This is a genomic window from Robertmurraya sp. FSL W8-0741 (assembly GCF_038004005.1).
GTDB lineage: Bacteria > Bacillota > Bacilli > Bacillales > Cytobacillaceae > Robertmurraya > Robertmurraya siralis.
Genome location: NZ_JBBOQG010000001.1, coordinates 3,710,014 through 3,735,974, shown reverse-complemented (window position 1 = coordinate 3,735,974; position 25,961 = coordinate 3,710,014). Strand labels below are relative to the sequence as shown.

The following is a 25,961-nucleotide window of genomic DNA, read 5'->3' as shown; positions in this document are numbered from 1 at the left end:
CAAATGATTAAAGTAGCCGTCGTTGATGATCATGAAATGGTTAGAAAAGGAATTATCTCCTATTTAGTTACAGAGCCAGAAATTGACGTCGTGGGTGAAGCGAAAAGTGGAAATGAAGCGATAAAGCTGGTGCTTGAAAAAAGGCCTGAAGTTGTATTGATGGATTTATTAATGGAGGATGGCAATGGGATAGAGGCTACAAGGGAAATCTTGCAGCATGAGCCGAATTGCAAAATTATTATTATCACTAGTTTTTATGATGATGAACAAGTTTTCCCGGCAATAGAGGCGGGGGCATTCAGTTACATGCTAAAAACGGCGACTGCTGATGAGGTCGTAAGGGCGATCCGAAAGGCAGTAGCAGGAGAGCCTATTATTGAGCCAAAGGTTGCGAACCGGATGATGAATCGATTGCGGAAACAGGAGAAAAAACCTCATCATGATTTAACTGAAAGAGAGCTTGAGGTTCTGATGTGTATTGGCGAAGGGATGAATAATCAAGAAATTAGCGCCGAGCTTTTCATTGGGATAAAAACGGTGAAAACGCATGTAAGCAATATTTTAAGCAAGCTGGATGTTGCTGATCGTACACAGGCCGCAGTTTATGCCAATCGTAATGGAGTGATAAAAACAAATAAGCACTAGGTAAATTAGGACATTGAAGCATGGTTTCATTAAGTGCATTCAATGTCCTAAATTGTTTTTCAAATAAATGAAGCTTATAATATATCCGTTGTATATTCTACTATTGTCGTAAACGAGGCTAGTCAAATGCAAGCATTTTTTAATCTATTAAAATACTTAAAACCATATCTTTTCTTTGCTGTTATTGGCCCCCTTTTTATGTGCATCGAGGTGGCGATGGATCTATTACAACCAATGATCATGCAGCATATTATCGATAATGGAATCGCTGAACAGAATCACTCTTATGTGTTTAAAATGAGTCTGCTTATGCTGGTTGTAGCGGTAATCGGTTTAATTGGCGGGCTTGGCTGTTCGATTTATAGTACAAAAGCCGCTGTCAATTTTGCCACAGATATTCGTCAAGATCTTTTTAAGAAGATGGAACAGTTTTCTGCTAGAGATAAGGATCACTTTGGTACTGGAAAGCTGATCACAATTGCGACGAATGACGTGACGTCTGTTCAAGCAGCGACGATGATGACATTAAGAATTCTTGTAAGAAGTCCTCTCTTATTTATTGGAAGTGTTGTTATCGTATATGTTTCAGCAAGAGAGTTTTTTTCGATTTTACTCATATTAATCCCAATACTGGCACTTGTTAATTGGTATTTTATGAAGCGGGCTGGGACGCTTTTTCGTAAAGTTCAGGAAGCTGTTGATAAAATAAATACGAAGTTGCAGGAGAATCTCGCGGGCATTCGCGTAATCAAAGCATTCGGGAGACAGAATTATGAGAAAAAGAGTTTTTCTCGTATTAATGATGAACTGACGAAAATGAATTTGTCAGCCAGTCAAATGATGATGGGGCTTATGCCGGTTATGCTGTTTCTTATTAATATTGGAATTGTTGCTGCTCTTTGGCTTGGTGTCATTAAAGTTGATGAAGGAACAAGCAATGTAGGGGTTATTCTTGCTTTTATCAACTATTTGACGATTACTTTGAATGCGCTTATAGGCAGCAGCCATGTCCTGATGTCTATCTCGAGAGCCGTACCTTCAGCAGAACGAATCAAAGACGTACTTGATGTAGAGTTGGAAATTTCAAATTACGAAAATAATGCTCCTTCAACCATTAAAGGCGCTATTGAATTTCGGGATGTCAAATTTAGCTACAGTAAAAATGGTGAATATGTCCTTCGAAACATTTCCTTTCAGGTAAAAGCCGGCGAGAAAGTGGGGATTATTGGAACGATTGGCAGTGGTAAATCAACTTTAGTGAAATTATTGCCTCGTCTATATGACGTTGATTCAGGAGACATTTTCATTGATGGGAAAAACATAAAAGATTATTCCCTTGAGCAGTTGCGAAAAGCAATTGGGTTTATCCCGCAAAGAGCAACTCTTTTCTCTGGGACAATATTGGAAAATTTACAGTACGGCAAAGAGGATGCGGATCTTAAAGAGATTGCTGACGCATCAAAATCTGCCAATGCTTCGGAATTTATAGAAAAACTGGATAAACGCTATGAGCAACCGTTAACACAAGGAGGGAATAATCTTTCCGGTGGTCAAAAACAGAGATTATCGATAGCGAGGGCATTAGTTCGAAAACCGCCGATTTTAATTTTGGACGATTCGACTTCAGCAGTTGACGCATTATCAGAGAAAAAGATTTTGCATGCGTTGAATACAAACTTTATGACAGCAACAACATTTATTATTTCTTCGAAAATATCCTCTATCATGAGCGCTGACCGAATTTTAGTTCTGGAGGATGGAAAAGTAGTCGGCAACGGCACACATCGTGAATTGCTGAAAGAAAATTCCGTATATCAGGAAATTTATTATACACAGGGTGGAAAGGGGGATGGCTACCATGAAACAGCAAGCCACTAGTTTTTCCCCTAGAGGTCAGACAGGAACAAGAGGAAAAATGAGAGGGCCATTTGAAAAGGCAAAGGATAGTAAAGGGACTTTAAAGAGAATTTGGCAGTACATGAAGAATGAGAAGCTTTATCTTTTCTTTGTTATTGTTCTTGTTATTGCCACAACCTTATTAGGATTAGTTGGCCCATATATGATCGGAATCATTATTGATCAATATATTATTGCCAAAAATATTGCCGGAACAATCAAAATGGTAAGCATTCTAGCGATTGTTTACCTTGTTTTTTCGATATTTACGTGGCTTCAATCTTACTTCATGATCAATATCTCCCTGAAAACAATCCGAAAGTTAAGACAGGAGCTTTTTGAACAATTGCAAAGTTTGTCTTTAAGATTTTTTGATAAGAGAAGTCAAGGGGAGCTTATGAGTAGAGTCACCAACGATATCGACCAATTGAATAATGCTATAAGTCAGAGCGTTATTCAAATAATGTCCACCGTATTAACAGTGGTGGGCGTTATCATCGCGATGGTCTCTCTCAATTGGATGATGGCATTGATTACACTTTGTGTCATTCCGGTGATGTTTTTTTCAACCAAGAAAATGATTAAATATAGCAGTAGCAATTTTATTAAGAGACAGCGAGATTTAGGGGAGCTTAATGGAATTGTCGAAGAGTCGATTACAGGCCTTGAGGTCATTCAGCTTTTCGGAAAAGAAGATAATGTTTTTAAAAAGTTTTCTAGTGTTAATGAACGACTCAGACAATCCTCGGAAAAGGCTGAAATGGTGTCTGGTTTTTTAGGTCCGGTCAATAACTTTATTAACAATCTTGGACTCGTTTTTATCATCGCTTCAGGTGCTCTCTTAACATTGAATAATTTGGCCACGGTTGGCATTATTGCTGCGTTTGTAACATATTCCCGGCAATTTTTCCGTCCAATTAATCAAATGTCAAGTCTTCTCAATACTTTCCAAGCAGCTATTGCTGGCGCCGAGAGGGCATTTGAAATTTTGGATGAAGTTCCTGAAATAAAAGAAAATGAAGCTGCGATTCCAGTTCGAAGCTTTCGTGGCGATGTCCAGCTTTCACATGTTTATTTCGGATATTCAAAAGAACAATTAATTCTCAAAGATATTTCCATTCATGCCAAAGCAGGACAAACAATCGCTATTATCGGTCCAACGGGTTCAGGAAAAACAACAATTATAAACCTTCTGGCACGCTTTTATGATGCAGATGCTGGAAGTGTGATGATCGACGGACAAGATATTAAAGACTATCGCTTGAAGGATGTTCGTAAAAATATCGGTCTTGTCTTACAGGAAACATTTTTATTTTCAGGTACGATAATGGAAAATATTCGCTACGGCAATTTACAGGCGAGTGATGAAGAGGTTATTCTTGCTGCGAAAACAGCTTCTGCCCATCAATTTATTAAACATTTACCGAATCGCTACGAAACTCTCTTGTCTTCAGGAGGAAATAATTTAAGTCAAGGTCAAAAACAATTGATTGCGATCGCCCGGGCGATTTTAGCAGATGCCAGTATTTTAATTTTGGATGAAGCAACTTCCAGTATTGACACGAAAACAGAGATTGAGATTCAAACTGGCCTGGCAAATTTAATGAAGGGCAGGACAAGCTTTGTTATTGCCCATCGACTTAAAACAATTGAGAATGCCGATGTCATATTGGTGATACGGAATGGAGAGATTATAGAAAGAGGTTCGCATCAAAAGCTAATGGCAGAGAAGGGTTTTTATTATGAGTCGTATCGCAACCAATTTGAAGTGCTATAACGGTAAAAACGTCTATTTTTTGACAGTTCAATCACTAATGTATACAACAGTAGTAGAAAACGCTATATTAGAATGAGTATAAAATAGTCTATTCTCTTATTTTAGAATAGATAGTTTTGAAAGGTGGACTTCATTTCATGGTCAAAGAAATAAATGAAACATTTTTGAAAGCAGCAAGGGGAGAAAAAACGGACTATGTGCCTGTATGGTATATGAGACAAGCAGGTCGTTCACAGCCTGAATATAGGGCGATCAAGGAAAAGTATTCACTTTTTGAAATCACGCATCAACCAGAGCTTTGTGCCTATGTAACGAGGCTTCCGGTTGAGCAATATGATGTGGATGCCGCGATATTATATAAGGATATTATGACGCCGCTGCCTGCACTCGGAGTAGAGGTTGAAATTAAGTCAGGGATTGGCCCGGTTATTGCAAACCCGGTTCGTACTTTCGCTGATGTGGAGCAGCTTGGAGAAATTAATCCTGAAGCAGATGTTCCATATGTATTAAATACGATTAAACTTTTGACGGAAGAGCAGCTTTCTGTACCATTAATTGGCTTTGCCGGTGCACCATTTACATTAGCAAGCTATATGATCGAAGGGGGACCTTCGAAAAATTATAATAAAACGAAAGCCTTTATGTATTCTCAGCCGGATGCATGGTTTGCTTTAATGGACAAACTTGGGAGTACTACGATTACATATGTAAAATCACAGATAAGGGCAGGAGCAAAAGCAATACAAATTTTTGATTCTTGGGTTGGAGCATTGAATGTGGCAGATTACCGTACCTTTATCAAGCCTATCATGACACGCATTTTTTCAGAACTTCGCTCAGAGAATGTTCCGCTAATTATGTTCGGTGTTGGAGCAAGTCATCTTGCTCTTGAATGGCACGATTTACCGTTAGATGTTGTTGGCTTGGATTGGCGTTTACCGATTGAAGAGGCTCGCATGAAGGGAATCACGAAAACAGTTCAAGGAAATTTAGATCCGGCAATCCTTCTTGCACCTTGGGAAGTGATTGAGGAAAGAGCAAAGGCAATTTTGGATCAAGGAATGAAGCAGCAAGGGTTTATCTTTAATCTTGGGCACGGGGTATTCCCGCAAGTGAATCCAGAAACATTAAAGAAGCTAACTACTTTTATACATGAGTATTCAGCCAGCAAATTACACAAATAGATAGGTATAAAAGTTGATATTTCAATATAATTTTTGGCAAGATAATGGCTTAGAGACGTAAACATGAGGTGAATAGAAAAAAATGACAAAAAAACAAATGGGTCTGCTTGTAATGGCATACGGAACCCCATATAAAGAAGAAGATATTGAGCGCTATTATACGCATATTCGCCATGGACGAAGACCATCAGATGAGATGTTGGAAGATTTAAAAGGACGCTATGAAGCGATTGGAGGATTATCTCCATTAGCACAGACAACAAATGATCAGGCAGCAGCGCTTCAACAACACTTAAATAAAATTCAGGATGAAGTAGAATTTAAGCTGTATATCGGTTTAAAGCATATCGAGCCTTTCATTGAGGACGCTGTGAAGCAAATGCATGAGGATGGTATAACAGAGGCATTAAGTATTGTTTTGGCCCCTCATTTCTCAACTTTCAGCATCAAGTCCTATAATGGACGTGCCAAGGAAGAGGCAGAGAAACTAGGTGGACTAACAATTCGATCAGTGGAAAGCTGGTATAAGGAGCCAAAATTCATACAATTTTGGATCGATAAGGTGAAGCAAGCGTTTAACAGCATGACTGAAGATGAACGAAATAATGCCGCTTTAATCGTTTCCGCACACAGCTTACCAGAAAAAATTCTGCAACTTGGTGATCCATATCCGAAACAGCTTCAGGAAACAGCAGATTTAATTGCTGAAGGGGCTGGTGTAAAAAATTATTATGTAGGTTGGCAAAGTGCTGGAAATACTCCAGAGCCATGGCTCGGACCTGATGTTCAGGATTTAACGAGGGAATTGTATGACGAACATCACTTCAAGGCATTTGTATATACACCAGTTGGGTTTGTAGCAGAGCATTTAGAAGTCCTGTACGATAATGACTATGAATGTAAGGTGATTACGGACGAGCTTGGAGTAAGCTACTATCGCCCAGAAATGCCAAATACAGATCCATTATTTATTGACGCAATGGCTTCAGCAGTGCTTAAGTTATTAAAATAAATGTCAGAGCAAATGATTCCGTTCTGACAGGGTGAAATGAGCTTGAACTCCTTGTGTTTCATCCTTTCAGAGCAATCTTTAAACATATAAAAACATGGAGCTCAACAATGTGACGAACACTATTTGACCATCAAAACAGTCACAATGATTGGCAAAAGAACTTTATTATGTGTCATTGATACAGCAAACTGAGTAATCTATCAAATGAAAAGAAGGCGATTTACTGTGTCAGAGAAAAAGAGAAGGGTTGTAATACTTGGGGGAGGTATTACGGGACTCACAACTGCTTTCTATTTACAGAAAGAAGCACGGGAGAAAAACCTACCACTAGAGATTATTTTAGTTGAAGCATCACATCGATTAGGTGGGAAGATTCAAACGGTCGTGAAAGATGGATATGTGATTGAAAGGGGTCCAGATTCATTTTTAGCACGAAAGAAAAGTGCTTCCAGACTTGCAGAGGAAGTAGGAATTGGGGATACACTCGTAAGCAACACTGCAGGAAAATCATATGTATTAGTGAAAGAACGGCTCCATCCAATGCCAGGTGGTTCCATTATGGGGATCCCAACGCAAATCGGACCATTTATTACAACTGGATTGTTTTCTCTAACAGGAAAAATGCGGGCAGCGGCCGATTTTGTTATGCCTAAATCTGATCCTGCACAAGATCAATCGCTTGGTTATTTTTTTAGACGCAGGCTAGGAGATGAAGTGGTGGAAAACTTAATTGAGCCATTATTGTCAGGGATTTATGCTGGTGATATTGATCAAATGAGTTTGATGTCCACTTTTCCACAGTTTTATGAGGTAGAACAGAAGTATCGAAGCCTTGTGTTAGGGATGAAAAAGGCGACGCCAGCTCCAAAGAAAAGCCCACAGTCAAAAGGCAGTAAGAAAGGAATGTTCTTAACTCCTAAAGCTGGTCTGCAAAGCTTTGTTGATGCGATTGAAGAGAGACTGGAGCCAGGAACGGTTTTAAAAGGGCAGAGGGTGGAAAAAGTAAAGAAAACCCAAACTGGTTATGAAATAAGCTTGAACAGCGGTGAGCTGTTATTAGCAGAAAGCATTGTCGCAACCGTACCACATCAAATATTACCGACAATATTTGCTGATTATCCATTTTTCAATGAATTTAAAAAGGTTCCGTCCACATCTGTGGCCAATGTCGCATTAGCATTTCCAAAGGAAGCAATTGCCAACGATATTGATGGTACTGGCTTCGTTGTTTCAAGAAATAGCGACTATACGATTACAGCCTGTACTTGGGGACATAAAAAATGGCCGCATTCTTGTCCAGATGATAAAGTATTGTTGCGTTGCTTTGTTGGTCGTGCAGGTGATGAAACGATAGTTGAGCTATCCGATGATGAGATTGTCAAAATTGTTCTTGAAGATATGAACAAAACGATGGACATTACAATGGAGCCTGAACTCGTTGTTGTATCGAGATGGAAAAACGCTATGCCTCAATATACTGTTGGGCATAAAGAGCGGCTTGCGAAAGTGACTGAACAAGTGAAGCAGCAACTACCTGGAGTCTTTATCGCCGGTGCTTCATTTGAAGGCTTAGGTCTTCCTGACTGCATTGATCAAGGAGAAGCCGCAGTCGAAAAAGTGTTGCAGTTTTTTAATTAGGCTTTGTTAAACGATATTGTTGCTCAAACAATTCTTTAGTTTTACACTTCGAGAAATCTTGTTTTCTCCTCATTCATGGAATTGCAATCAATCAACATTGACATTTTATAAAGCCTGCTATTGATTGGGCTCATCGAAGAAGTATTTATCTTTTCGAAAACAGAAAGACCAAATCCGCTGTAAAGGATTTGGTCTTTTTAAATAAGAGCAAATGTTCGTTTTTTGCTGCACCTAAATTAAAAATCGGGTATCCTCGATTTTCATATTATTAGTATAACAAATTTTTAAATAACAGTCTATATTTTATCTGAAAATTCTTTTATATTGGAGGAACCTGGCCAGGAACGAAAAGAGGAAGGTGACTCTTATGAAAGTATTTCATTGGGATTTAAACTTAAAGGTGCGATTGTTTGGAGAGGCGATCTTTAACCTTCATTTTTGGATGTATTTCCCTTTCATAGCACTCTATTTTAGTACGGAATTAGGAAATTCTACCGCAGGAATGCTAATGGCGATTCCTCCGCTTATCAGCTTATTTGGAAGTCTCGCGGGAGGGAGTCTTGCTGATCGTATAGGGAGAAGACATGTGATGCTAATGGGTTCATCTATTCAAGCATTGATGTTTGTCCTCTTTGCCCTATCTATGTCCCCTTGGCTTGATTACCTTGCCTTTATCGGTATTAGTTTTGGTGGCGCGATTTATCGTCCACCAAGTGCAGCGATGGTAGCGGATTTAGTTCCAGAAGCGGAGCGGCGTCAAGTCTTTGCAACTTTTACAACCGCAAAAAATATTGGGGCCGTTCTTGGACCAGCTCTTGGTGCGATATTTTTCTTTCATTATCGTCATGAGCTTTTATGGACATGCTCGCTTATATTAATTATCTATACGCTGGTGATTTATTTAATTGTTAAAGAAACAAAACATGATATTCATAGTAAATCAAAGCTTCGTCACGTAATGAAGGCGCAGTGGAGCGATTATCGGGAGATTTTTCGTGATAAAATATTCGCCATATACATTTTGGCAGGTGTTTTCGCAGTCGTGACGATCATGCAGTTGGATCTCTATTTGCCGATCTATGTAATTAATCATGTCCCCGCACAAGTGTTTATCGGTTGGAATCAATGGTCTCTTTTTTTGACGAGTGAAGAAATTTTTGGATGGATGCTGGGCTTGAACGGTCTCTTATTTGTTCTATTCGTTCTGCCTGTTACGAAATGGCTGAAAAACCGTGATGAAAGAGATATATTTATTCTCTCTTCCTTTTTATCGGGAACAGGGATGCTTGCATTAGGGATAAGTACAAATATTTGGTATTTATTTTTGGTGACGGTCGTTTTTACATTTGGGGAAATAGTCCGTTCACCGGTAATGGAGAGTTTTGTAAGCCGCTATGCTCCACGGGAGTCAGTTGGTAAATATATGGGAGCGGACAGTTTGCAATATACAATTGGCCGATTTCTTGCACCGATCACTTTATTTTTATCCGAATGGCTTGAACCCGTATGGATTTTAAGTATTTTGTTTGCCTCTTCTTTGTTTAGTATTTATCTCTATGCTCATTTATTCAAATTGTTTTCTGTTGACAAATCAACTGAGTAGGGTAAAATAGCAATTGTACTTACTGACTAATTTGGACATTTGGTCAAAAGAGGTGATGAAATGGTCGTTGATAGAAGGAAAATGATTGTTGATGCAGCAACTAATTCGTTTTCTCAATTTGGTTTTAAAGCAACAACGATGGATCAAGTTGCAAAAATTGCTAATGTTGGCAAGGGCACGATCTATACTTTCTTCAGTACAAAGGAAGAACTTTTTGACGAGATTACGAACAGTCTTATTAAGGAGATGAAAATAGCGGCCGAAGAGGCAATCGATGAAACATTGACTTTTCAAGAGAATGTCCACAGAGCTCTTTATCGCATCTTGGAGTTTCGTTTGGAACATCAGCTCACGATCAAGCTTTTTCAGGAAGGGAGAGAAATGCGTACCCCTGCTGCAATGGAAGTAATAGAACGCATTGAGAAGGCGATTTTAAATTTTATTAAGGATAAAATCGTGAAGGCCATCAATAAAGGTGAAATACAACGATGCGATCCGGAACTCACTTCTTTTGTTATGTTGAAGCTGTACGTTGCTCTTATTTTTGATTGGGAAAAAAACCATGAACCACTGTCAAAAGAAAAGATTGCTAAAGTGTTAGAGCAATACATTTTTGAAGGATTATCCAAATAGGTAATCCTTGATTTTTTTAAAGAAATGACCATATGAATAAAATGGTCAATTATTACGGAGGTTGGGGATGAGACATTTGATGAAGGCAGAATTAAGTTCTTTAGTAAAAAATAAAAAGCTGCTAATTCCTGTGATTGCGATATTATTTATTCCAATTCTTTATAGCGGGATGTTTTTGTGGGCTTTTTGGGACCCTTATGAGCATTTAGCAGATCTTCCTGTCGCGATTGTCAATGAAGATAGAGGGGCGAGTTATGGTGAGAAGGATTTAAAATTAGGGGATGAATTGGTAGATAAATTAAAGGATAGTGAAGAATTCAAGTTTGAATTTCTCGGAAAAAAAGAGGGTTATGAAGGTCTTGAAAAGCAAAACTATTATTTGCTTGTGGAAATACCAGAAAACTTTTCTGAAAATGCAACAACATTAATGGATAAAGAGCCGCAAAAGCTCGAATTAATTTATGTTCCAAATGAAAGCTATAACTTCCTTGCAGCCCAAATTGGTGGCACAGCTATTGAAAAAATAAAAGCTTCCATTTCAGAAAAAATTACCGAAACTTATGCAGAAACTGTTTTCTCTAACATTGAGGATTTAGCATCCGGTCTCAATGAAGCGAGTGACGGTGCAGGAAAAATCAACGATGGCTCTGAACAATTAAAGGATGGTACGAATGAGCTGCATACTCATCTTGCTGAATTAGCAAGCAAAGCGATTACCTTTAATGAAGGGATGAAAAGCGCAAACTCAGGATCTAAGGATCTATCAACTGGAGTTCAATCTTTGAATGAAGGTTTGGGTGAATTGGAAAAAGGATTTTCCACATTAACAACAGCTTCACAAGAAATTTCCAAAGGGAATACTGAGCTTGCGAAAGGAATCTCTGAAGCAAAAGCCGGTATTGAAGAGATGGATCAGAAAATACCTGAGATGACAAAAGGTACAGCAGGTCTTGCTCAAGGGGCAGCACACCTGTCGAACTCTTTGGATACATGGCAGGCGGAAGCGAAAAATGTAAGTGGCGGAATGATGATGCTCAAGCAGCAGCTTGAAGGAGTATTATCTATGCTGGAGCCAGCTCAGCAAAAAGAATTAGAAGGGATTTTAAACTCTCTAACAGCAGGTACCTCAAAATTGGCTGAGGGGGCAGGACAAATCTCGCAAGGGGCAGATACCCTTTCAAGTAATTTGACTTTATTATCCGAGAAGCAAACACAGCTTGAAACAGGTGTCCACAGACTTGCTGAGGGGAGCAAAGCTCTCCATGAAGGTTCTAGGAAAATGGTTGAGGGTCAAAAACAATTTCAATCTGGAATGGGAACATTTGCACAAAAATTTTCAGAGGCAAAAGCGGGCGCAAACGAATTAGCGGGCGGTGCTTCTCTTTTATCAAGTGGATTAAATGAGTTGAGTGATGGAACGGATAAAATTACAATCGGTGCCGGTCAATTAGAGGAGGGGGCAAAAGAGTTAGCAGATGGTACGGTTGAACTTGCAGATGGAAGCAGTGAATTGGCCGATAAACTAGCTGATGGTGCAGAGGAAGCATCAACTGTCGAGGCTAATGATAAAACTTATCAGATGATGGCAGCCCCAGTTGATATTCAAGATGAAAAAATTAATGAAGTTCCAAACTATGGTACCGGCTTTGCGCCATATTTTATCTCACTCGGTTTATTCGTTGGAGCACTCTTGCTTTCCATTGTTTTTCCGCTAAGGCAGCCTGCTGCAGTTCCGAAAAACGCCTGGACCTGGTTCGCAAGTAAATTTGCGATCCTTTCAGGAATTGGCATTATTCAAGGTTTGATTGCAGCAGCGGTTTTAATGACTGCTCTAGGACTAGAAGTGAAAAACATACCATTATTTTTATTGTTTGTTGTTGTTACAAGCTTAACCTTTGTAGCGTTAATTCAATTTTTTGTAACGGCCTTTGGCGATCCGGGCAGATTTATTGCGATTTTAATTTTGATTTTCCAATTAACGACAAGTGCTGGAACTTTTCCATTAGAATTAATTCCGAGATTCCTGCAGCACTTTAATGCATTCCTGCCGATGACCTATACGGTCCAAGGCTTAAAAGCAGTTATTTCTAGCGGTGATTACGGATTTATGTGGCAAAATTTATTTGTTATGATCGGGTTTATGTGTTTATTTATTATTGGAAGTCTATTTTACTTTAAACTTAAGCATAAACGTCAATTTGAAATACTTGTAAAAGAGTAAAAAAAGTGCCAGTTGTCAAATGACAACTGGCTTTCAAATTTGGAAGGGATTATGGAACAAAATGCAGATGCATTTTGATAGAAAACGAATATCACATTGAATTAAAACGATTATCATGGTCAAAGAGTTTTCCTTAAATCTACAACAGTCACCCATACTTAGTTTGAACGACGTGCCATTAGCGTAAGCTTTATAAAGTTGTAACACCTAGACAATGATCACATTTATTGCTATAACACTCGTGCTGTTCTTCGATCTTTACACCACAGTCGCTACACTCTTTTGCCGGCAAATTATTGAAAAATTCAACAATGCTTTGAATCATGTTTATAGCCTCCTTCGGTTCAGGTGTTTGAAACAGTTTTAATATTATCTTAATTGTATTATAACAGTTTTGAGGTGTCAATACAGTTTTTTTATTATTTTTGTGAAATCTTATATAATGGCATTATGAGGAGGTAGGTTTATGAAATTGACGATTATTGGTTTTTGGGGCGGTTATCCGAAGGTAAATGAAGCGAGTACAGGCTATTTATTGGAGCATGGTAAGTTTAAACTACTGATCGATTGTGGCAGTGGGGTTTTGGCCAAATTGCAAAATTTTGTTGAGCCTGAGGAGCTTGATGCTGTCGTTATATCGCATTATCATGCTGATCACATTGCCGACATAGGGGTATTGCAGCATGCTCGTTTAATAAAAAGTTTCATCGGTGAGAAGCCGGCGACGCTTCCGATCTATGGACATCTATTAGATGAACTGGAATTTAGTAAGCTTACCCATACAGGGGTTACGGAAGGAATTGCCTATAATCCGCAAAAGCGTTTAACTATAGGCCCGTTTACGATTCAATTTTTAAGAACGAACCATCCAGTCCCATGCTTTGCCATGAGAATTGAAGCAGATGGAAAGGCGTTGGTTTATACTGCTGATACCTCATTTAAAGACGAGTTTATCGCATTTTCGGACAAGGCTGATTTGCTTCTTGCTGAATGCAACTTTTTTAAGGGACAAGATGGGAAAATTGCCGGCCATATGAACAGTATTGATGTCGGTAATTTGGCGCAATCAGCGAATGTTAAAGAAGTCATTTTGACCCATTTGCCGCAATATGGAAATCTTGAGAATCTTGTTAGTGAAGCGCAGGAAATCTATGCAGGTCCTGTTTCATTAGCCCAGTTTGGGAAGGTTATAACTTTATAAGGAGTTGATTTAGAAATTGTTGTTTATAGATAATAAGGGGATTACAGATCCTCAAATAAACCTAGCGATTGAAGAGTATGCTTTAAAAAATTTGGATATTAACGAGACCTATTTGCTTTTTTACATAAACGGGCCTTCTATTATTATTGGAAAAAATCAAAACACAATTGAAGAAATAAATACAGACTATGTGGAAGAAAACGGAATTAAAGTTGTTCGCAGATTATCTGGCGGAGGTGCGGTTTATCATGACCTAGGAAACCTGAACTTTAGTTTTATCACAAAGGACGATGGCGAATCTTTTCATAATTTTAAAAAATTTACTGAACCCGTTGTTCAAGCCCTTCATAAGTTAGGAGTTCATGCCGAGCTTAGCGGTCGTAATGACATAGTGGTTGGAGGCAGAAAAATTTCTGGCAATGCCCAGTTTTCTACTCGTGGAAGAATGTTCAGCCACGGGACTCTTATGCTTGATTCGGAAATTGATAATGTTGTTGCAGCATTAAAGGTGAAAAAGGATAAGATTGAGTCAAAGGGGATAAAGTCGATTCGCAGCAGGGTTGCCAATATTTCAGAATTCCTTGATGAAAAAATCTCAATTGAGGATTTCCGGGCTTTGTTGCTAGAATATATCTTCGGCAGCAAAGAAAACATTCAGGAATATGTTTTAACAGAGAAAGATTGGGAGAATATTGATCAGCTTTCAAAGGAGCGCTATCAAAATTGGGATTGGAATTATGGTAAGTCGCCAAAATTTAATCTTCAGCATTCCCACCGTTTTCCTGTCGGCAGCATCGATGTGCGCTTAGAAGTAAATAAAGGAATGATCGAAAACTGCAAAATTTTTGGAGATTTCTTTGGCGTAGGAGATGTGGCAGATATTGAACAAAAATTGCTTGGCAAACGCTACGAAAAAGCTGAAATCGATAAAGCCCTTGCTGATGTCGATATTAAACATTATTTTGGCAATATAACAAAAGAAGAATTTAGTCAATTAATTTATTAACGATGTCTATAGGACATCGTTTTTTTTTTAGAAAAACAATTTATTTTTCTTTATGCATAAATAAAAGGTAAAAAGGGGGAGGTTTTTCTATTTTAATATTTTAAAAATTCGATTATGTATGCGTTTTCTATTGAAGAGGTGATCTTCTTTTAATATAATATATTTGTGATTTATTAAAAATTTGTGAACATTTCTCAAATTTATGGAAATCAGCATGAAGGTACGCTCCACCTAGTTATCCTATGAAGTTTTTTTCGGGAAATTCTTCACAATAAACAAAGGGGATGGAGTAGATGAATTTATCTTCTCAACTGCATGAAACGGCAAAAATAGTGCCTCATAAACCAGCATATTATTTTGAAGATCAGCCAAGCACGTATGCAGAGTTGGATGGGGCGATTACGAAGTTTGCTTCTGGATTGGAAAAGCTGGGGGTAAAAAAAGGGGATCATGTGGGTTTGCTATTGGGGAATTCACCTTTTTTTGTCATTGGAATGTACGGGGCATTGCGTCTTGGGGCAACTGTTATTCCGATTAATCCAATCTATACGCCTGACGAAATTGGCTACATTTTGAACAATGGTGATGTGACCACCGTAATTGCCCTTGATTTATTAGTACCATTAGCAGAAAAAATGCATCACACGCTTCCAAAAGTAGAGCATTATATTGTTTGTGAAACGCCGCAGGGAAAAGGAACTAGTAACAGTCAATTATCGATCTACTCAAAGTTGAAATCGTTTTCAGAAGTTGTTGCATTAGGACAGTTGAGTTTTCGAGCACCTGAGGTTGATGAGGATGACGTGGCGCTTATTTTATATACCTCGGGAACAACAGGTAAGCCTAAAGGCGCTATGCTAACTCATAAAAACCTTTATTCGAATGCTAGGGATGTGGGCATTTATCTTCATATGAATGAAGATGATCGAGTGATTACAACATTGCCGATGTTTCATGTTTTTTGCTTAACAGTCTGCTTGAATGCCCCGTTGTTAAGTGGGGCAACGCTCCTCATCGATCCAAAGTTCAGTCCTAAGGAAATTTTTCGACTGGCCAAAAAATATGAAGCTACGGTCTTTGCTGGGGTTCCAACGATGTACAATTTTCTTTATCAATATCCAGAAGGTGATCCGAAAGATTTGCAGTCTTTACGACTATGCATTTCTGGAGGGGCGGCGATGCCAGTTGCTTTGTTAAAGAGCTTTGAAGAGAAATTTAAAGTTGTCATTTCAGAGGGGTATGGGCTTTCTGAAGCAGCACCTGTTACATGTTTTAATCCACTGGATCGTCCAAGAAAAGCAGGCTCTATCGGTCAGTCAATCGTCCATGTTGAAAATAAAGTCGTCAATGAGTTAGGAGAAGAGGTACCTGTCGGACATTCTGGAGAATTAATTGTTCGTGGTCCAAATGTTATGAAAGGCTATTACAAAATGCCGGAAGAAACAGCAGCAACGATTCGCGATGGCTGGCTTTATACTGGTGATATGGCTATGATGGATGAGGATGGGTATTTCTATATTGTTGATCGCAAAAAAGATCTTATTATTGTAGGCGGTTACAATGTTTATCCACGTGAGGTTGAGGAAGTGTTATATAATCATCGAGAAATTGTTGAGGCAGCGGTCATCGGTGTTCCTGATCCGAATCAAGGTGAGGCAGTGAAAGCTTATGTAGTAAGCAATAATCCAGCTTTAACAGAAGAGGCGGTTATAAGCTATGCCAAAGAACATCTAGCAAAGTATAAAACACCAACTCTCATTGAGTTTTTACAAGAACTCCCGAAAAATACAACTGGGAAGATTTTGCGCAGAGCTTTGAAAGAGCAAGTGCTAAAAAGTTGAAAACCTTAAGCTGTAAAGGGTCATTGCTTTGTGGTTCAAGCATTTGATGAGGCAAGCAGCGAACACGGGAAAGCTTCTTTTTACGATATTTTGAGACAAATTAATGGATAAAAGGCAGTGAGAATTTGATCTGCCTTTTTTATGTTGCGTTTGTTAAAAATTGCTGATAAAGGCATGTAACAAATCTTGTAAATGCCCGTTCTTTTCAGTACCTGTTTCTACGTCTTGCGCCTAGCAGTTTAATCATCTAACAGGCATTCCCTCCGCATGGAATTCTTGCTGTTTGAAAAGGGAACAAAGCATCGTGTTGACCTCATTCATCGCTTTCATTGCAAATGGCAGTAAAAATGGATAAATATTATTTTCAAAAAATTTTTAACTTTATGCAAAAACACTTGAAATAATATAGAAGATAATTATATAATTCTAGTTAAATATTGTTATTTAGTACATGAAAGCATAAAAGCTTCAAAGCAGAAAAGTAAATAAAAATGGGGGAACAGAATAATGTTGAAAAAATTAAAAACAGTAGCTGCTGTTGGGATGATGGGAGCACTTATTTTGAGTGGCTGCGGTTCTTCGGAGGAATCTAATGGGGACGGCGGAAGTGGTGATTCCGAAAAAACATATAAAGTGGGAATTTCTCAGATCGTAGCTCATCCTTCTCTTGACGCAGCGACGGTTGGATTTAAAAAAGCGCTCGAAGAGGCAGGGTTAAAAGTTGAATATGATGAGCAAAATGCGCAAGGTGAAATGCCAAACGCACAAGCCATTGCAAGCAATTTTGTCGGTGATCAAGTCGATTTGATCTTTGCCAATGCGACACCAGCTGCTCAAAGTGCTTTAAATGCAACGACTGATATTCCGATTGTGTTTACGTCTGTAACAGATCCGGTTGGAGCAGAGTTGATTACATCTTTTGAAGAACCAGGTGGCAATGTCACCGGAACAAGTGATATGTATCCAGATGCTATTCCAAGCACGATTAAGTTTATTGTTGAAGACTATGGGGCAAAATCCATTGGGACAATTTATAACACCGGTGAGCAAAACTCTATCGTCCAGATTGACGAGATGAAAAAAGCGTTGGAGGGAACAAGCGTCGAGTTAGTGGAAAGATCGGTGGCCACTTCTGCAGATGTTAAACAGGCCGCTGAATCTTTAATGGGGAAAGTAGATGCCATTTACATCATTACTGATAATACTGTTGTGTCTGCCCTTGACGCTGTCATCCAAGTTTCAAATGACAATGATATTCCATTATTCGTTGGCGAAACAGATTCTGTTGAAAAAGGAGCCTTTGCTGCATATGGGATTTCTTATGAAGCAATTGGTTACGAAGCTGGAAAAATGGCCGTTGAGATTTTAAAAGGAGAAAAAAGTCCAGCAGAAATTCCTGCACAATATCCGACAGAGGTTAAGCTTGTAATCAATAAAAAAGCTGCCGAGGAAATGAATGTAGAATTGAAAGAAGAATGGAACGATATTGCGCAATTTTTAGAGTAGGTAGCAATCCAGGGCTTCCACAAATGGAGAAGCCCTTGGTTTGTATGAAAGGATTCAGCATAGTGACTCACCCTAGTGTGATGAGCTTGCGTTTTTCTTGCTGTTATTAAGTAAGTATTATAAATTTAGATTTTTAGATTTGTTTAGTTCCAGCGCCTCTCAAACTTCAGGTTCTCCCCAGTTTATACGGTGATGAGCGAGGCGCTTTCACTTTTCTATTCGAAAGGGAGATTTTATGTTTACTGCAATCTTTGGTTCTGTCGAAGCGGGTGCTATGTATGCCCTCATGGCTTTGGGAGTATATTTATCATTTAGAATATTAGATTTTCCTGACTTAACGGTGGATGGGAGTTTTGTAACTGGAGCAGCTGTTGCTGCTGTCTTTATTATGGGGGGAATGAATCCCCTCTTGGCAACACTATTAGCGATGGTGGCAGGCTTTTTGGCTGGATGTGTAACGGGTCTTCTCCACACAAAAGGGAAAATTAATCCTTTGCTGTCAGGAATTTTAATGATGATTGCCCTCTATTCGATCAATCTGAGAATTATGGGGAAATCGAATATTTCTTTGTTAAATCAAGAAACTCTTCTCACCCAATTTACTGATTTTTGGAAGAGCTTAAAAATTGATGATGCAATCCAGTCTCTTTTCCATACGCTCGGACTTTCGAGTTTTATTCCGAAAACATGGGGAATTTTAGTGATCATGCTCATTCTTGCCTTTATTGTCAAAGTGCTCATCGATCTATTCTTAAAAACCGATATTGGTTTGGCGATTCGGGCAACGGGTGATAACGAGACAATGATCCGGAGCTTCTCTGCTAATACGGATCATTTGAAAGTGCTGGGGTTAGGAATCTCAAACGCTCTTGTTGCATTATCCGGAGCTTTAATAGGGCAGTACAGTGGGTTTAGTGATGTCGGGATGGGGATCGGTATGATTGTGATTGGTCTCGCATCTGTGATTATCGGTGAAGCGGTTTTTGGTGCAAAAACGATCGTGAGAGCAACTCTCGCCGTGATTGGTGGGGCCATTTTATACCGGGTGATTGTTTCTCTTGCGCTGAGGATTGAATTTTTGGAGACGGGAGATATGAAGCTTATTACCGCCTTTATTGTCGTCTCTGCTCTCGTTATCCCGAAAATGATTGAGTGGCAAAGAGATAAGCAAAAGAAGAAAAAAAGATTGCTTGCATCGAAGGAAAAAATGAATGATGAAGAGAAAAGTGGTGAAAGCCTTGCTGCAATTAAAACAGATTTATAAAGTGTTTAACGAAGGAACACCAGATGAAAAAATTGCCCTTGATCATATTAATCTTGTCCTTGAATCAGGTGACTTTGTTACGGTTATCGGCAGCAACGGGGCAGGAAAATCGACGTTAATGAATATGATCTCCGGCAAGCTTATCCCGGATCTTGGCGTTGTAAAGATTGACGGTTATGATGTGACAACGGAAAAAGAGCATAGACGCTCAAGGTTAATTGGCCGGGTCTTTCAGGATCCGATGGCGGGGACAGCACCATCGATGACTATTGAAGAGAATTTAGCACTTGCATATGCAAGGACACGTTCTCGTCGATTAAAAATCGGTGTATCGAAAAAGAAACGAGAATTTTTTAAAGAAAAGCTTGAGATTCTTCATTTAGGTTTAGAAAATCGGCTTGAGGCCAAAGTCGGCCTTCTTTCTGGCGGTGAGCGCCAAGCATTATCTTTATTAATGGCAACCTTTACGGAACCGAAAATTTTATTATTGGATGAGCATACAGCGGCGCTTGATCCTTCCCGGGCGGAGCTGATAACAAGATTGACGAAGGAAATTGTTCATGAATTTAAGCTTACAACATTAATGGTTACTCACAATATGGAGCAAGCATTGGAGCTGGGCAACAAACTGATTATGATGGATAAAGGACAAATTATTTTTCAGGCAGATGAGAAACAAAAACAGCAGTTGACAGTAGAAAAGCTCTTGGAAGAGTTCCAACGCATTCGCGGGGAAAAAATGAGCAATGATCGAGCGGTTTTAATTTAATCGCTTTGTTTAACGATATTGTTGATAAACGATTTTTGGCTCATTTTGTGCGAATCGAAGATAGATTTCACACGCCTTTTCAGCATAGCTGCAAGAGAGGGGAAATGAGCCAAAAAATAACAAGTCAATATAATATGTAGTTAAAGAGTGCTGTCACTTATTGCGACAGCACTTTAGCATGTTACGGGTAATGCATCACCAATTGGTAGGTAGTAAGCATGCTGCTGTTATTTTTATACGTATGTGTTTTATTAGCAAGGAAGCGGATGGAGTCACCAGAGTTCAGGCTGAAGCTTTCGTCGCCGATTAGTATTTCAAGCTCACCGCTGACAATAGTAATATACTCTTCAAGGCCTTCGTTATGCTTTTCAGATAGATGAGTACACCCTGGTTCGATTTCAACGGTGAAAATTTCAAACTTTTTTCGTGGATCAAAAGGAAAGATAGGGTAAACGCGATAGTTTCCATTGCTTTCTGTAACAGGAACTATGTTGCTTTGTTTGACGACGATAACATTAGAAGCCTCCTCTTTCATTAATGAAGAAAAGGAAACTTGCAAACCTCTTGCAATTTTCCATAAGGTTGAAACAGTTGGATTTGAATCCCCTCGTTCAATTTGGCCAAGCATGGCTTTACTAACTCCCGTTAATTCTCCGACTTGCTCCAAGCTGTAGCCGCGATTTTTTCGGATGCTCTTTAAATTATCCGCAATATTTTTTTGAATATTTTCCATTTTTCCTCCTATACTCTTGTATAATATAACGCACATATGTATAATATATTTTATCAATTTCGGAAGATTTATGCAAATTTGCAATAAAGAGGAGGTTGGAGATATGTCAGAGATGGTGTTAAATAAATCGGCTACTGAATTCAGACGAGGATTTCAAGCAGGGATTACGATTGCGATTGGTTATTTTCCAGTAGCTCTAACGTTTGGATTATTAGCGAAGACAACAGGATTATCCTTTGGAGAGACTCTTCTCATGAGCTTGATTGTCTATGCGGGGGCCGCTCAATATATTTCTTTAAGTTTATTAACTTTAGGAACTGGTACATTTGAAATCATTTTAACTACGTTTATCGTTAATATTCGTCATTTTTTAATGTCAGCTTCATTGAATGAAAAGAGTGAAGATGAACCTCTGTTGACAAAGGCAGCGTACGCATTTGGCATAACGGATGAAACATTTTCGATAGCCGCTGTGAAGGAAGGAACTGTTTCAGCAGGGTATATGTTTGGCCTAAATATGATTGCCTATTTAAGCTGGGGCATTTTTTCTGGAGTTGGTTATATGGTCGGTTCAAGTTTGCCGAAAACATTTCAGGAAGGAATGTCGGTTGCCCTTTATGCCATGTTCGTTGGATTGTTAGTTCCGTCGATGAAGAAGGGGATGAAAGTCGTATATTTGGCCGTGTTGGCAGCTATTTTTAATACTGTTTTTACAATAACCAATGCTTTATCAACAGGCTGGGCAATTGTCTGTGCAACTTTGCTCTCAGCGGTCATTGTGGAGTGGGTTGTATTCATTAGGGGAAGACAGAGGAGGGTGAAAAATGAACAGTGAAATCATGTGGATGATTATTGGCATGGGTGTGGTTACCTTTATTCCAAGGATGCTGCCATTTGTTCTTTTTCGTGGAAAAGAATTGCCTGAATTTCTTCAAGGTATTTTAAGGAATGTTCCCTACGCAACGTTGGGAGCCCTTATTTTTCCTGGAATTCTTTTTATTCAAGAGGATATTTGGTATGGAGTGCTAGGTGCGGCTGTTGCTTTTGCCATTGCTTTCCTTGGTGCAAATGTGATTGTTGTCGTCCTAGGTTCGATCGCTGTTCTTTCTCTCTATTCTTTGCTCTTTTAATTTTTGCTTTTGGCGCGTATTGCTTGAGGAAGCAAACTTTACCTTATGCTTAACAATCGTTTTCATGCTGTTTTTAATGAAAAAAATGGTTTCCCTTTACGTGGCGTTAACGTATGATTTGAAAATTTTGAGATGATAATAGAAAAGTCTCAGTTCTAAATGTTTTTTTTGCTACTAAAATGATAATAGAGGGGTTGTACCATTATACCCGTTGAACAACGTGAAGGGGGAGTGACATGGCGAGAAAAATTGGTCTATACGGAATCATTGCCTACATCCTTTATGGCCTGTTTTTTTATTGGTATTTATTCTATTTTGCTGATACAAGTCTGCCGTTTGAATATGAAGGCTCAAAAGCAGATCCAGCCACATTTTTAAATGGACGGGAGCTCATGCTGAGTGAGGAGTATTCCAAAATAAGAAATTTATTATTTTTTTTGAGCACGCCTTTTGAATGGCTCTTTTATTTATTTGTGCTGTTAGCAGGTCTTTCAGGTGCTTTTAAGAAATGGGCAGGGCAGTCTTCAAAGTATAAAATCATTCAGACTGCAATATATACGATTTGGCTTACTTTTTTTGCATTTGTAGCCACTTTCCCATTAAGTTATATTAGCTATTCTTTGTCAAAGTCTTATAATATTTCGACACAGTCATTCTCATCATGGATGAAGGATGAGCTAATTGATTTTTGGATTAATTTTGGAACGATGTTTATTATCGTTGCAGTCCTCTACTGGCTTATGAAAAAAAGTCAAAAGAGATGGTGGTTGTACGCGTGGTTATTATCTGTGCCGTTTACACTGTTTGTAATGTTTCTACAACCAGTCGTGATTGATCCTTTGTACAATGATTTTTATCCATTAAAGGATAAACAATTAGAAGCGAAGATATTAGAGCTTGCTAGTGAAGCAAATATTCCCTCAGAGCATGTGTTTGAAGTGAATATGGCAGAAAAAACGAATGCCCTTAATGCTTATGTCACTGGTATTGGCTCGAATTCCCGTATTGTGCTGTGGGATACGACGTTAAATCGTTTAAACGATGAACAAATTTTATTTATTATGGCACATGAAATGGCACATTATGTTGAAAAACATCTCTATATTGGGATTGCTGGATATTTGCTTTTATCATTAGTAGGCTTGTACTTAACCTATCGTCTTATGAATTATGCGGTAAATAGGTGGGGAGAAGCATTAAAAATTCCTGCAGTGCACGATATTCGCTCTTTTCCACTTTTCCTAATGATCTTATCGATGCTCCTATTCGTATCAAGCCCTGTTTCCAATCTTGTTTCTAGATACCAGGAGATGAGAGCAGATCGCTATGCCATTGAAATGACTGGTAATACGGAGGCCGGGATCGGGACCTTTCAGGAGTTAAGCAGAGCGGGTCTAAGCCAAGTGAATCCACCGCTTTTAGTGAAAATTTTCCGCTATGGTCATCCGACGATGCTTGAGCGCATTTCAATGATAGAGGAGTATGAAATTGAAAAGATGAGACAGAGTGAAGAATAGTGAAAGTTGTATCACGTATACGAAGGGCAGAGAGTCCGTTTAGGGCTCTTTTTTAGTTGGAAGGATTTACTGCGCAGCTTGTATTTTGCCGATGATAAGCGAGAAGGAAGCAAAAATTACCTCTTTATAAACATAGTTTTGCGCTAAAAAAATCCCCGCTTAGTTGGAGAGGGGAGAATAGCATAAGTACTAAGTTCCGAACCTTTGCTTGAGTTCTATATATTGCGTGGAAAGCTGAAGAAAGGTGCTTTTATCTTTTTTATCAATTGCCTGATCAATTTGTAGGAACAACTTTTCCTTTTCAGACTTTAATAATGATTCAGATAAAACCATATCGATGTATAAGTTCATCATGAATGCTTCTTTTTTACGATTCATTGCACCGGACTTCATTAATTCTGGATAAAATTTTTCTTTCATCGAGATCACCTCTGATGTCTTTTTGATATTATAAAGGATTTCTTCATGGTAATCAACTGAATTTTTAAAATTTTTAGATAAATTTCTTCAATAGGAAATTATGACTAATTTTTGAACAATTTGGTAATTTATAGAAATGACATAAAATCAGCGTTATGATGGTAATGGATGGCTTTACACTGAAATTCTTTTGTTTGACTGAGAAAAAAGACCTATTTCCAGTTTTAACATTTGGTTCAGTAGCAAGCAAATCAATTTGATTATAAGGAGATTAAGAAATGGAAAACGAAAAGCTAATCATTGAGGAATATGAAATTAATTCCTCCACAGCCATTGTGATGCCAATCGAATATGGGAGTAAAATTTTTTCGAAAATTTATGAGCTTGAGGAGGAGACGATCTCCCCATTTAAACCGTTCGAGCTTGTAAAGGAAAGTTGTTATAGCTTCGGGAGCACTTATGAAGGATGAAACGTAATGGTAGGACAAAAAAAGCAAAGATTAACATTGCACGAAGTCAATGTTTTCAATGCTTACATAATTATTACGTTTCTCTTTAGTAACTGTATAGTGGATTTGCTCTACGACATCATCTATTAAAAGCTTTTTTTCCATTTGCTCAAGGAAATTCCAATTTTGTTTTATATTTTTAATTGCTTTTAGTATTTCTTGTCGGGCAAAAAAGTCTACTTCAACTGAATTATTCTTGAACTTCTCCAGTTGCTCATGTATTTTTTTCTCTTCTTTTTCTGCTTCAGCTATTCGAGCTCGAAAATCATCGTCTGACATTACTTCATCAGCCCAAAGATACTGCCACTTTTTTCTTCTATTACTGATTTTTATTAGTTCTAGTTCTAAGGTTAATTTATCGTTTTCTTCTGGTGATTCTTGGTTCAGAAGTTCATCCCCTAAAGCGGCAGCCTGTTCAAAGTTAAAGTCTTGTTTAGTTATATAATCTAAAAATGATTGTTCTAGTCTTCTTTCCGAGACATTATAAGAACCTTTGCATTGTCCAGTTTTCCCTTTGTTACATCGATAAAAATTATAAATAACTTTCTCTCCAAATTTATTTGTTTCGTAAGTTTTACTTCCAACCATTGCGTGTCCACATTTTACACATTTAAGTTTTCCTGCAAATATAAAATTGCTTGAGATAATTCGAGGATGTTTCGGTCTACGCTTTTCTATAAGTCTTTGAGTAGCATCGAACAGTTCACTCGAGATTATTGGATCGTGAGCACCATCATAAACAACGTCGTTCCATTTCAAGGACCCTTTGTAAAGTGGATTTTTAATAAGCCTCATGATGTGTGTATCGTTCCAAGTGTTTTTGTCTCGAGTAGTGATGTTCCTCTCATTGAGATATTGACAAATTCGATTCGCGCTATAGCCTTTGTTATATAAATCATAAATAGTTCTAACTGTCTTTGCTTCTGGCTCATTAATGATAAGGTCCCCTTTAGTCAATACTAGGTCATAACCAAATGGCCGAAAGTTAAGTGCATATTTACCTTGTCTTACCTTTTCCTCATACCCCATGCTGATACGTTCTCCTAAATTTTCACGTTCCCATTGAGCCATCGCGGCAACGATGGTTATAAACATTCTCCCCATAGCTGATGTTGTATCGAACACCTCAGTAGCAGATTTAAACTTACAATTGTATTTTTCAAACTTCTCCAATATTTTATAAAGGTCAGAGACGGAACGAGTAAGACGGTCTAACCTCCAAACTAGGACACAATCAATTAGCCCTTCCTCAATATCCTTCAACATTCGCTGAAGGTTTGGTCGGTTCATGTCTTTAGCAGATATTCCTTCGTCTGGATAAATACCCGCCACTTCCCAATCTTGAGCAATACAAAACGCTTTCAATTTATGTTTTTGAGCAGAGATAGAATAACCTTCCTTTACTTGTTCTTCGGTGGACACACGAATGTAAATTGCTACTCTCATAGTATTACCC

Annotated in this window: 23 protein-coding genes; 19 read left to right on the top strand and 4 right to left on the bottom strand. The window is 38.4% G+C overall.

Annotated elements, in window-relative coordinates; translation table 11 throughout:
- The first annotated feature begins 3 nt into the window (after positions 1–3).
- The 9 genes from NST02_RS18150 to NST02_RS18110 all read left to right on the top strand — a co-directional run bounded on the left by NST02_RS18150 (position 4) and on the right by NST02_RS18110 (position 12,609).
- Positions 4–645 carry a response regulator gene (locus tag NST02_RS18150; RefSeq protein WP_095309875.1) on the top strand — a complete coding sequence of 214 codons (642 nt, stop codon included), beginning with the start codon at positions 4–6 and terminating at the stop codon, positions 643–645.
- Between the two features lie 126 nt (positions 646–771).
- Positions 772–2,523 (top strand): ABC transporter ATP-binding protein, encoded by a 1,752-nt coding sequence (locus NST02_RS18145; RefSeq protein ID WP_137743607.1) that lies wholly within the window; start codon positions 772–774, stop codon positions 2,521–2,523.
- Positions 2,504–4,318: an ABC transporter ATP-binding protein gene (locus NST02_RS18140; protein WP_095309879.1), complete on the top strand. Its 1,815-nt coding sequence runs from the start codon at positions 2,504–2,506 to the stop codon at positions 4,316–4,318. The genes NST02_RS18145 and NST02_RS18140 overlap by 20 nt, the downstream gene beginning before the upstream one ends.
- Before the next feature lie 137 nt (positions 4,319–4,455).
- The gene (gene hemE, locus NST02_RS18135) at positions 4,456–5,502 is read left to right on the top strand and encodes a uroporphyrinogen decarboxylase (protein WP_095309881.1); all 1,047 of its coding nucleotides are present in this window, start codon (positions 4,456–4,458) and stop codon (positions 5,500–5,502) included.
- Positions 5,503–5,584: 82 nt separating this feature from the next.
- Entirely contained in the window at positions 5,585–6,514 is a 930-nt protein-coding gene (hemH, locus tag NST02_RS18130) for a ferrochelatase (RefSeq protein WP_340949433.1), read from the top strand.
- 225 nt (positions 6,515–6,739) lie between these two features.
- A complete protein-coding gene (gene hemY, locus NST02_RS18125; protein WP_212933968.1) occupies positions 6,740–8,152 on the top strand; it encodes a protoporphyrinogen oxidase in 1,413 nt (470 codons plus the stop codon).
- A gap of 367 nt (positions 8,153–8,519) precedes the next feature.
- Positions 8,520–9,755: an MDR family MFS transporter gene (locus NST02_RS18120; RefSeq protein WP_137743605.1), complete on the top strand. Its 1,236-nt coding sequence runs from the start codon at positions 8,520–8,522 to the stop codon at positions 9,753–9,755.
- 60 nt (positions 9,756–9,815) lie between these two features.
- The gene (locus NST02_RS18115; RefSeq protein WP_095309889.1) at positions 9,816–10,388 is read left to right on the top strand and encodes a TetR/AcrR family transcriptional regulator; all 573 of its coding nucleotides are present in this window, start codon (positions 9,816–9,818) and stop codon (positions 10,386–10,388) included.
- 67 nt (positions 10,389–10,455) lie between these two features.
- Positions 10,456–12,609 carry a YhgE/Pip domain-containing protein gene (locus NST02_RS18110; protein ID WP_340949430.1) on the top strand — a complete coding sequence of 718 codons (2,154 nt, stop codon included), beginning with the start codon at positions 10,456–10,458 and terminating at the stop codon, positions 12,607–12,609.
- Between the two features lie 190 nt (positions 12,610–12,799).
- On the opposite strand, the gene yhfH is transcribed toward NST02_RS18110, so the two are convergent.
- A complete protein-coding gene (yhfH, locus tag NST02_RS18105; RefSeq protein ID WP_095309893.1) occupies positions 12,800–12,934 on the bottom strand; it encodes a protein YhfH in 135 nt (44 codons plus the stop codon).
- Positions 12,935–13,075: 141 nt separating this feature from the next.
- On the opposite strand from yhfH, the gene NST02_RS18100 reads away from it, so the two are divergent.
- The 6 genes from NST02_RS18100 (at position 13,076) to NST02_RS18075 (ending at position 20,196) form a co-directional block, all read left to right on the top strand.
- A complete protein-coding gene (locus tag NST02_RS18100) occupies positions 13,076–13,810 on the top strand; it encodes an MBL fold metallo-hydrolase (RefSeq protein ID WP_095309895.1) in 735 nt (244 codons plus the stop codon).
- A 16-nt stretch (positions 13,811–13,826) separates the two neighbouring features.
- Positions 13,827–14,816 (top strand): lipoate--protein ligase, encoded by a 990-nt coding sequence (locus tag NST02_RS18095; RefSeq protein ID WP_095309897.1) that lies wholly within the window; start codon positions 13,827–13,829, stop codon positions 14,814–14,816.
- Between the two features lie 293 nt (positions 14,817–15,109).
- Positions 15,110–16,657, top strand: coding sequence for a fatty acid--CoA ligase family protein (locus NST02_RS18090; protein ID WP_340949429.1), 1,548 nt, complete (start codon positions 15,110–15,112; stop codon positions 16,655–16,657).
- 507 nt (positions 16,658–17,164) lie between these two features.
- A complete protein-coding gene (locus NST02_RS18085; protein WP_212933969.1) occupies positions 17,165–18,163 on the top strand; it encodes an ABC transporter substrate-binding protein in 999 nt (332 codons plus the stop codon).
- A gap of 235 nt (positions 18,164–18,398) precedes the next feature.
- The gene (locus NST02_RS18080; RefSeq protein WP_340949427.1) at positions 18,399–19,427 is read left to right on the top strand and encodes an ABC transporter permease; all 1,029 of its coding nucleotides are present in this window, start codon (positions 18,399–18,401) and stop codon (positions 19,425–19,427) included.
- Positions 19,402–20,196 carry an ABC transporter ATP-binding protein gene (locus NST02_RS18075; RefSeq protein WP_137743665.1) on the top strand — a complete coding sequence of 265 codons (795 nt, stop codon included), beginning with the start codon at positions 19,402–19,404 and terminating at the stop codon, positions 20,194–20,196. Before NST02_RS18080 ends, NST02_RS18075 begins: the two co-directional genes overlap by 26 nt.
- 181 nt (positions 20,197–20,377) lie before the next feature.
- On the opposite strand, the gene NST02_RS18070 is transcribed toward NST02_RS18075, so the two are convergent.
- Positions 20,378–20,929 carry a helix-turn-helix domain-containing protein gene (locus tag NST02_RS18070; protein ID WP_340949426.1) on the bottom strand — a complete coding sequence of 184 codons (552 nt, stop codon included), beginning with the start codon at positions 20,927–20,929 and terminating at the stop codon, positions 20,378–20,380.
- Positions 20,930–21,032: 103 nt separating this feature from the next.
- On the opposite strand from NST02_RS18070, the gene NST02_RS18065 reads away from it, so the two are divergent.
- The 3 genes from NST02_RS18065 to NST02_RS18055 all read left to right on the top strand — a co-directional run bounded on the left by NST02_RS18065 (position 21,033) and on the right by NST02_RS18055 (position 23,576).
- Complete coding sequence (locus NST02_RS18065) at positions 21,033–21,764, top strand: AzlC family ABC transporter permease (RefSeq protein WP_095309909.1); 732 nt, start codon at positions 21,033–21,035, stop codon at positions 21,762–21,764.
- Positions 21,754–22,059 carry an AzlD domain-containing protein gene (locus NST02_RS18060; protein WP_095309911.1) on the top strand — a complete coding sequence of 102 codons (306 nt, stop codon included), beginning with the start codon at positions 21,754–21,756 and terminating at the stop codon, positions 22,057–22,059. Before NST02_RS18065 ends, NST02_RS18060 begins: the two co-directional genes overlap by 11 nt.
- Positions 22,060–22,295: 236 nt before the next feature.
- On the top strand, positions 22,296–23,576 hold the full coding sequence (locus NST02_RS18055; RefSeq protein ID WP_340949425.1) for a M48 family metallopeptidase: 1,281 nt from the start codon (positions 22,296–22,298) through the stop codon (positions 23,574–23,576).
- Positions 23,577–23,765: 189 nt separating this feature from the next.
- On the opposite strand, the gene NST02_RS18050 is transcribed toward NST02_RS18055, so the two are convergent.
- On the bottom strand, positions 23,766–23,996 hold the full coding sequence (locus NST02_RS18050) for an IDEAL domain-containing protein (protein ID WP_095309915.1): 231 nt from the start codon (positions 23,994–23,996) through the stop codon (positions 23,766–23,768).
- Between the two features lie 278 nt (positions 23,997–24,274).
- Here NST02_RS18050 and NST02_RS18045 point away from each other — a divergent pair, with 278 nt between their 5' ends.
- Positions 24,275–24,466 carry a competence protein ComK gene (locus NST02_RS18045; RefSeq protein WP_340949424.1) on the top strand — a complete coding sequence of 64 codons (192 nt, stop codon included), beginning with the start codon at positions 24,275–24,277 and terminating at the stop codon, positions 24,464–24,466.
- A gap of 30 nt (positions 24,467–24,496) precedes the next feature.
- On the opposite strand, the gene NST02_RS18040 is transcribed toward NST02_RS18045, so the two are convergent.
- The gene (locus NST02_RS18040; protein WP_340949423.1) at positions 24,497–25,951 is read right to left on the bottom strand and encodes a recombinase family protein; all 1,455 of its coding nucleotides are present in this window, start codon (positions 25,949–25,951) and stop codon (positions 24,497–24,499) included.
- Positions 25,952–25,961 lie beyond the last annotated feature (10 nt).

Excerpts from the sequence above, each read along its gene's own strand:
- NST02_RS18040 (WP_340949423.1), bottom strand. The coding sequence starts at position 25,951 with ATGAGAGTAGCAATTTACATTCGTGTGTCCACCGAAGAACAAGTAAAG.
- NST02_RS18100 (WP_095309895.1), top strand. The coding sequence starts at position 13,076 with ATGAAATTGACGATTATTGGTTTTTGGGGCGGTTATCCGAAGGTAAAT.
- hemH (WP_340949433.1), top strand. The coding sequence starts at position 5,585 with ATGACAAAAAAACAAATGGGTCTGCTTGTAATGGCATACGGAACCCCA.
- NST02_RS18045 (WP_340949424.1), top strand. The coding sequence starts at position 24,275 with ATGGAAAACGAAAAGCTAATCATTGAGGAATATGAAATTAATTCCTCC.
- NST02_RS18055 (WP_340949425.1), top strand. The coding sequence starts at position 22,296 with ATGGCGAGAAAAATTGGTCTATACGGAATCATTGCCTACATCCTTTAT.
- NST02_RS18070 (WP_340949426.1), bottom strand. The coding sequence starts at position 20,929 with ATGGAAAATATTCAAAAAAATATTGCGGATAATTTAAAGAGCATCCGA.
- NST02_RS18050 (WP_095309915.1), bottom strand. The coding sequence starts at position 23,996 with ATGAAAGAAAAATTTTATCCAGAATTAATGAAGTCCGGTGCAATGAAT.
- NST02_RS18145 (WP_137743607.1), top strand. The coding sequence starts at position 772 with ATGCAAGCATTTTTTAATCTATTAAAATACTTAAAACCATATCTTTTC.
- NST02_RS18115 (WP_095309889.1), top strand. The coding sequence starts at position 9,816 with ATGGTCGTTGATAGAAGGAAAATGATTGTTGATGCAGCAACTAATTCG.
- NST02_RS18150 (WP_095309875.1), top strand. The coding sequence starts at position 4 with ATGATTAAAGTAGCCGTCGTTGATGATCATGAAATGGTTAGAAAAGGA.
- yhfH (WP_095309893.1), bottom strand. The coding sequence starts at position 12,934 with ATGATTCAAAGCATTGTTGAATTTTTCAATAATTTGCCGGCAAAAGAG.
- NST02_RS18090 (WP_340949429.1), top strand. The coding sequence starts at position 15,110 with ATGAATTTATCTTCTCAACTGCATGAAACGGCAAAAATAGTGCCTCAT.
- NST02_RS18110 (WP_340949430.1), top strand. The coding sequence starts at position 10,456 with ATGAGACATTTGATGAAGGCAGAATTAAGTTCTTTAGTAAAAAATAAA.
- NST02_RS18140 (WP_095309879.1), top strand. The coding sequence starts at position 2,504 with ATGAAACAGCAAGCCACTAGTTTTTCCCCTAGAGGTCAGACAGGAACA.
- NST02_RS18080 (WP_340949427.1), top strand. The coding sequence starts at position 18,399 with ATGTTTACTGCAATCTTTGGTTCTGTCGAAGCGGGTGCTATGTATGCC.
- hemE (WP_095309881.1), top strand. The coding sequence starts at position 4,456 with ATGGTCAAAGAAATAAATGAAACATTTTTGAAAGCAGCAAGGGGAGAA.
- NST02_RS18120 (WP_137743605.1), top strand. The coding sequence starts at position 8,520 with ATGAAAGTATTTCATTGGGATTTAAACTTAAAGGTGCGATTGTTTGGA.
- NST02_RS18065 (WP_095309909.1), top strand. The coding sequence starts at position 21,033 with ATGTCAGAGATGGTGTTAAATAAATCGGCTACTGAATTCAGACGAGGA.
- NST02_RS18060 (WP_095309911.1), top strand. The coding sequence starts at position 21,754 with ATGAACAGTGAAATCATGTGGATGATTATTGGCATGGGTGTGGTTACC.
- NST02_RS18085 (WP_212933969.1), top strand. The coding sequence starts at position 17,165 with ATGTTGAAAAAATTAAAAACAGTAGCTGCTGTTGGGATGATGGGAGCA.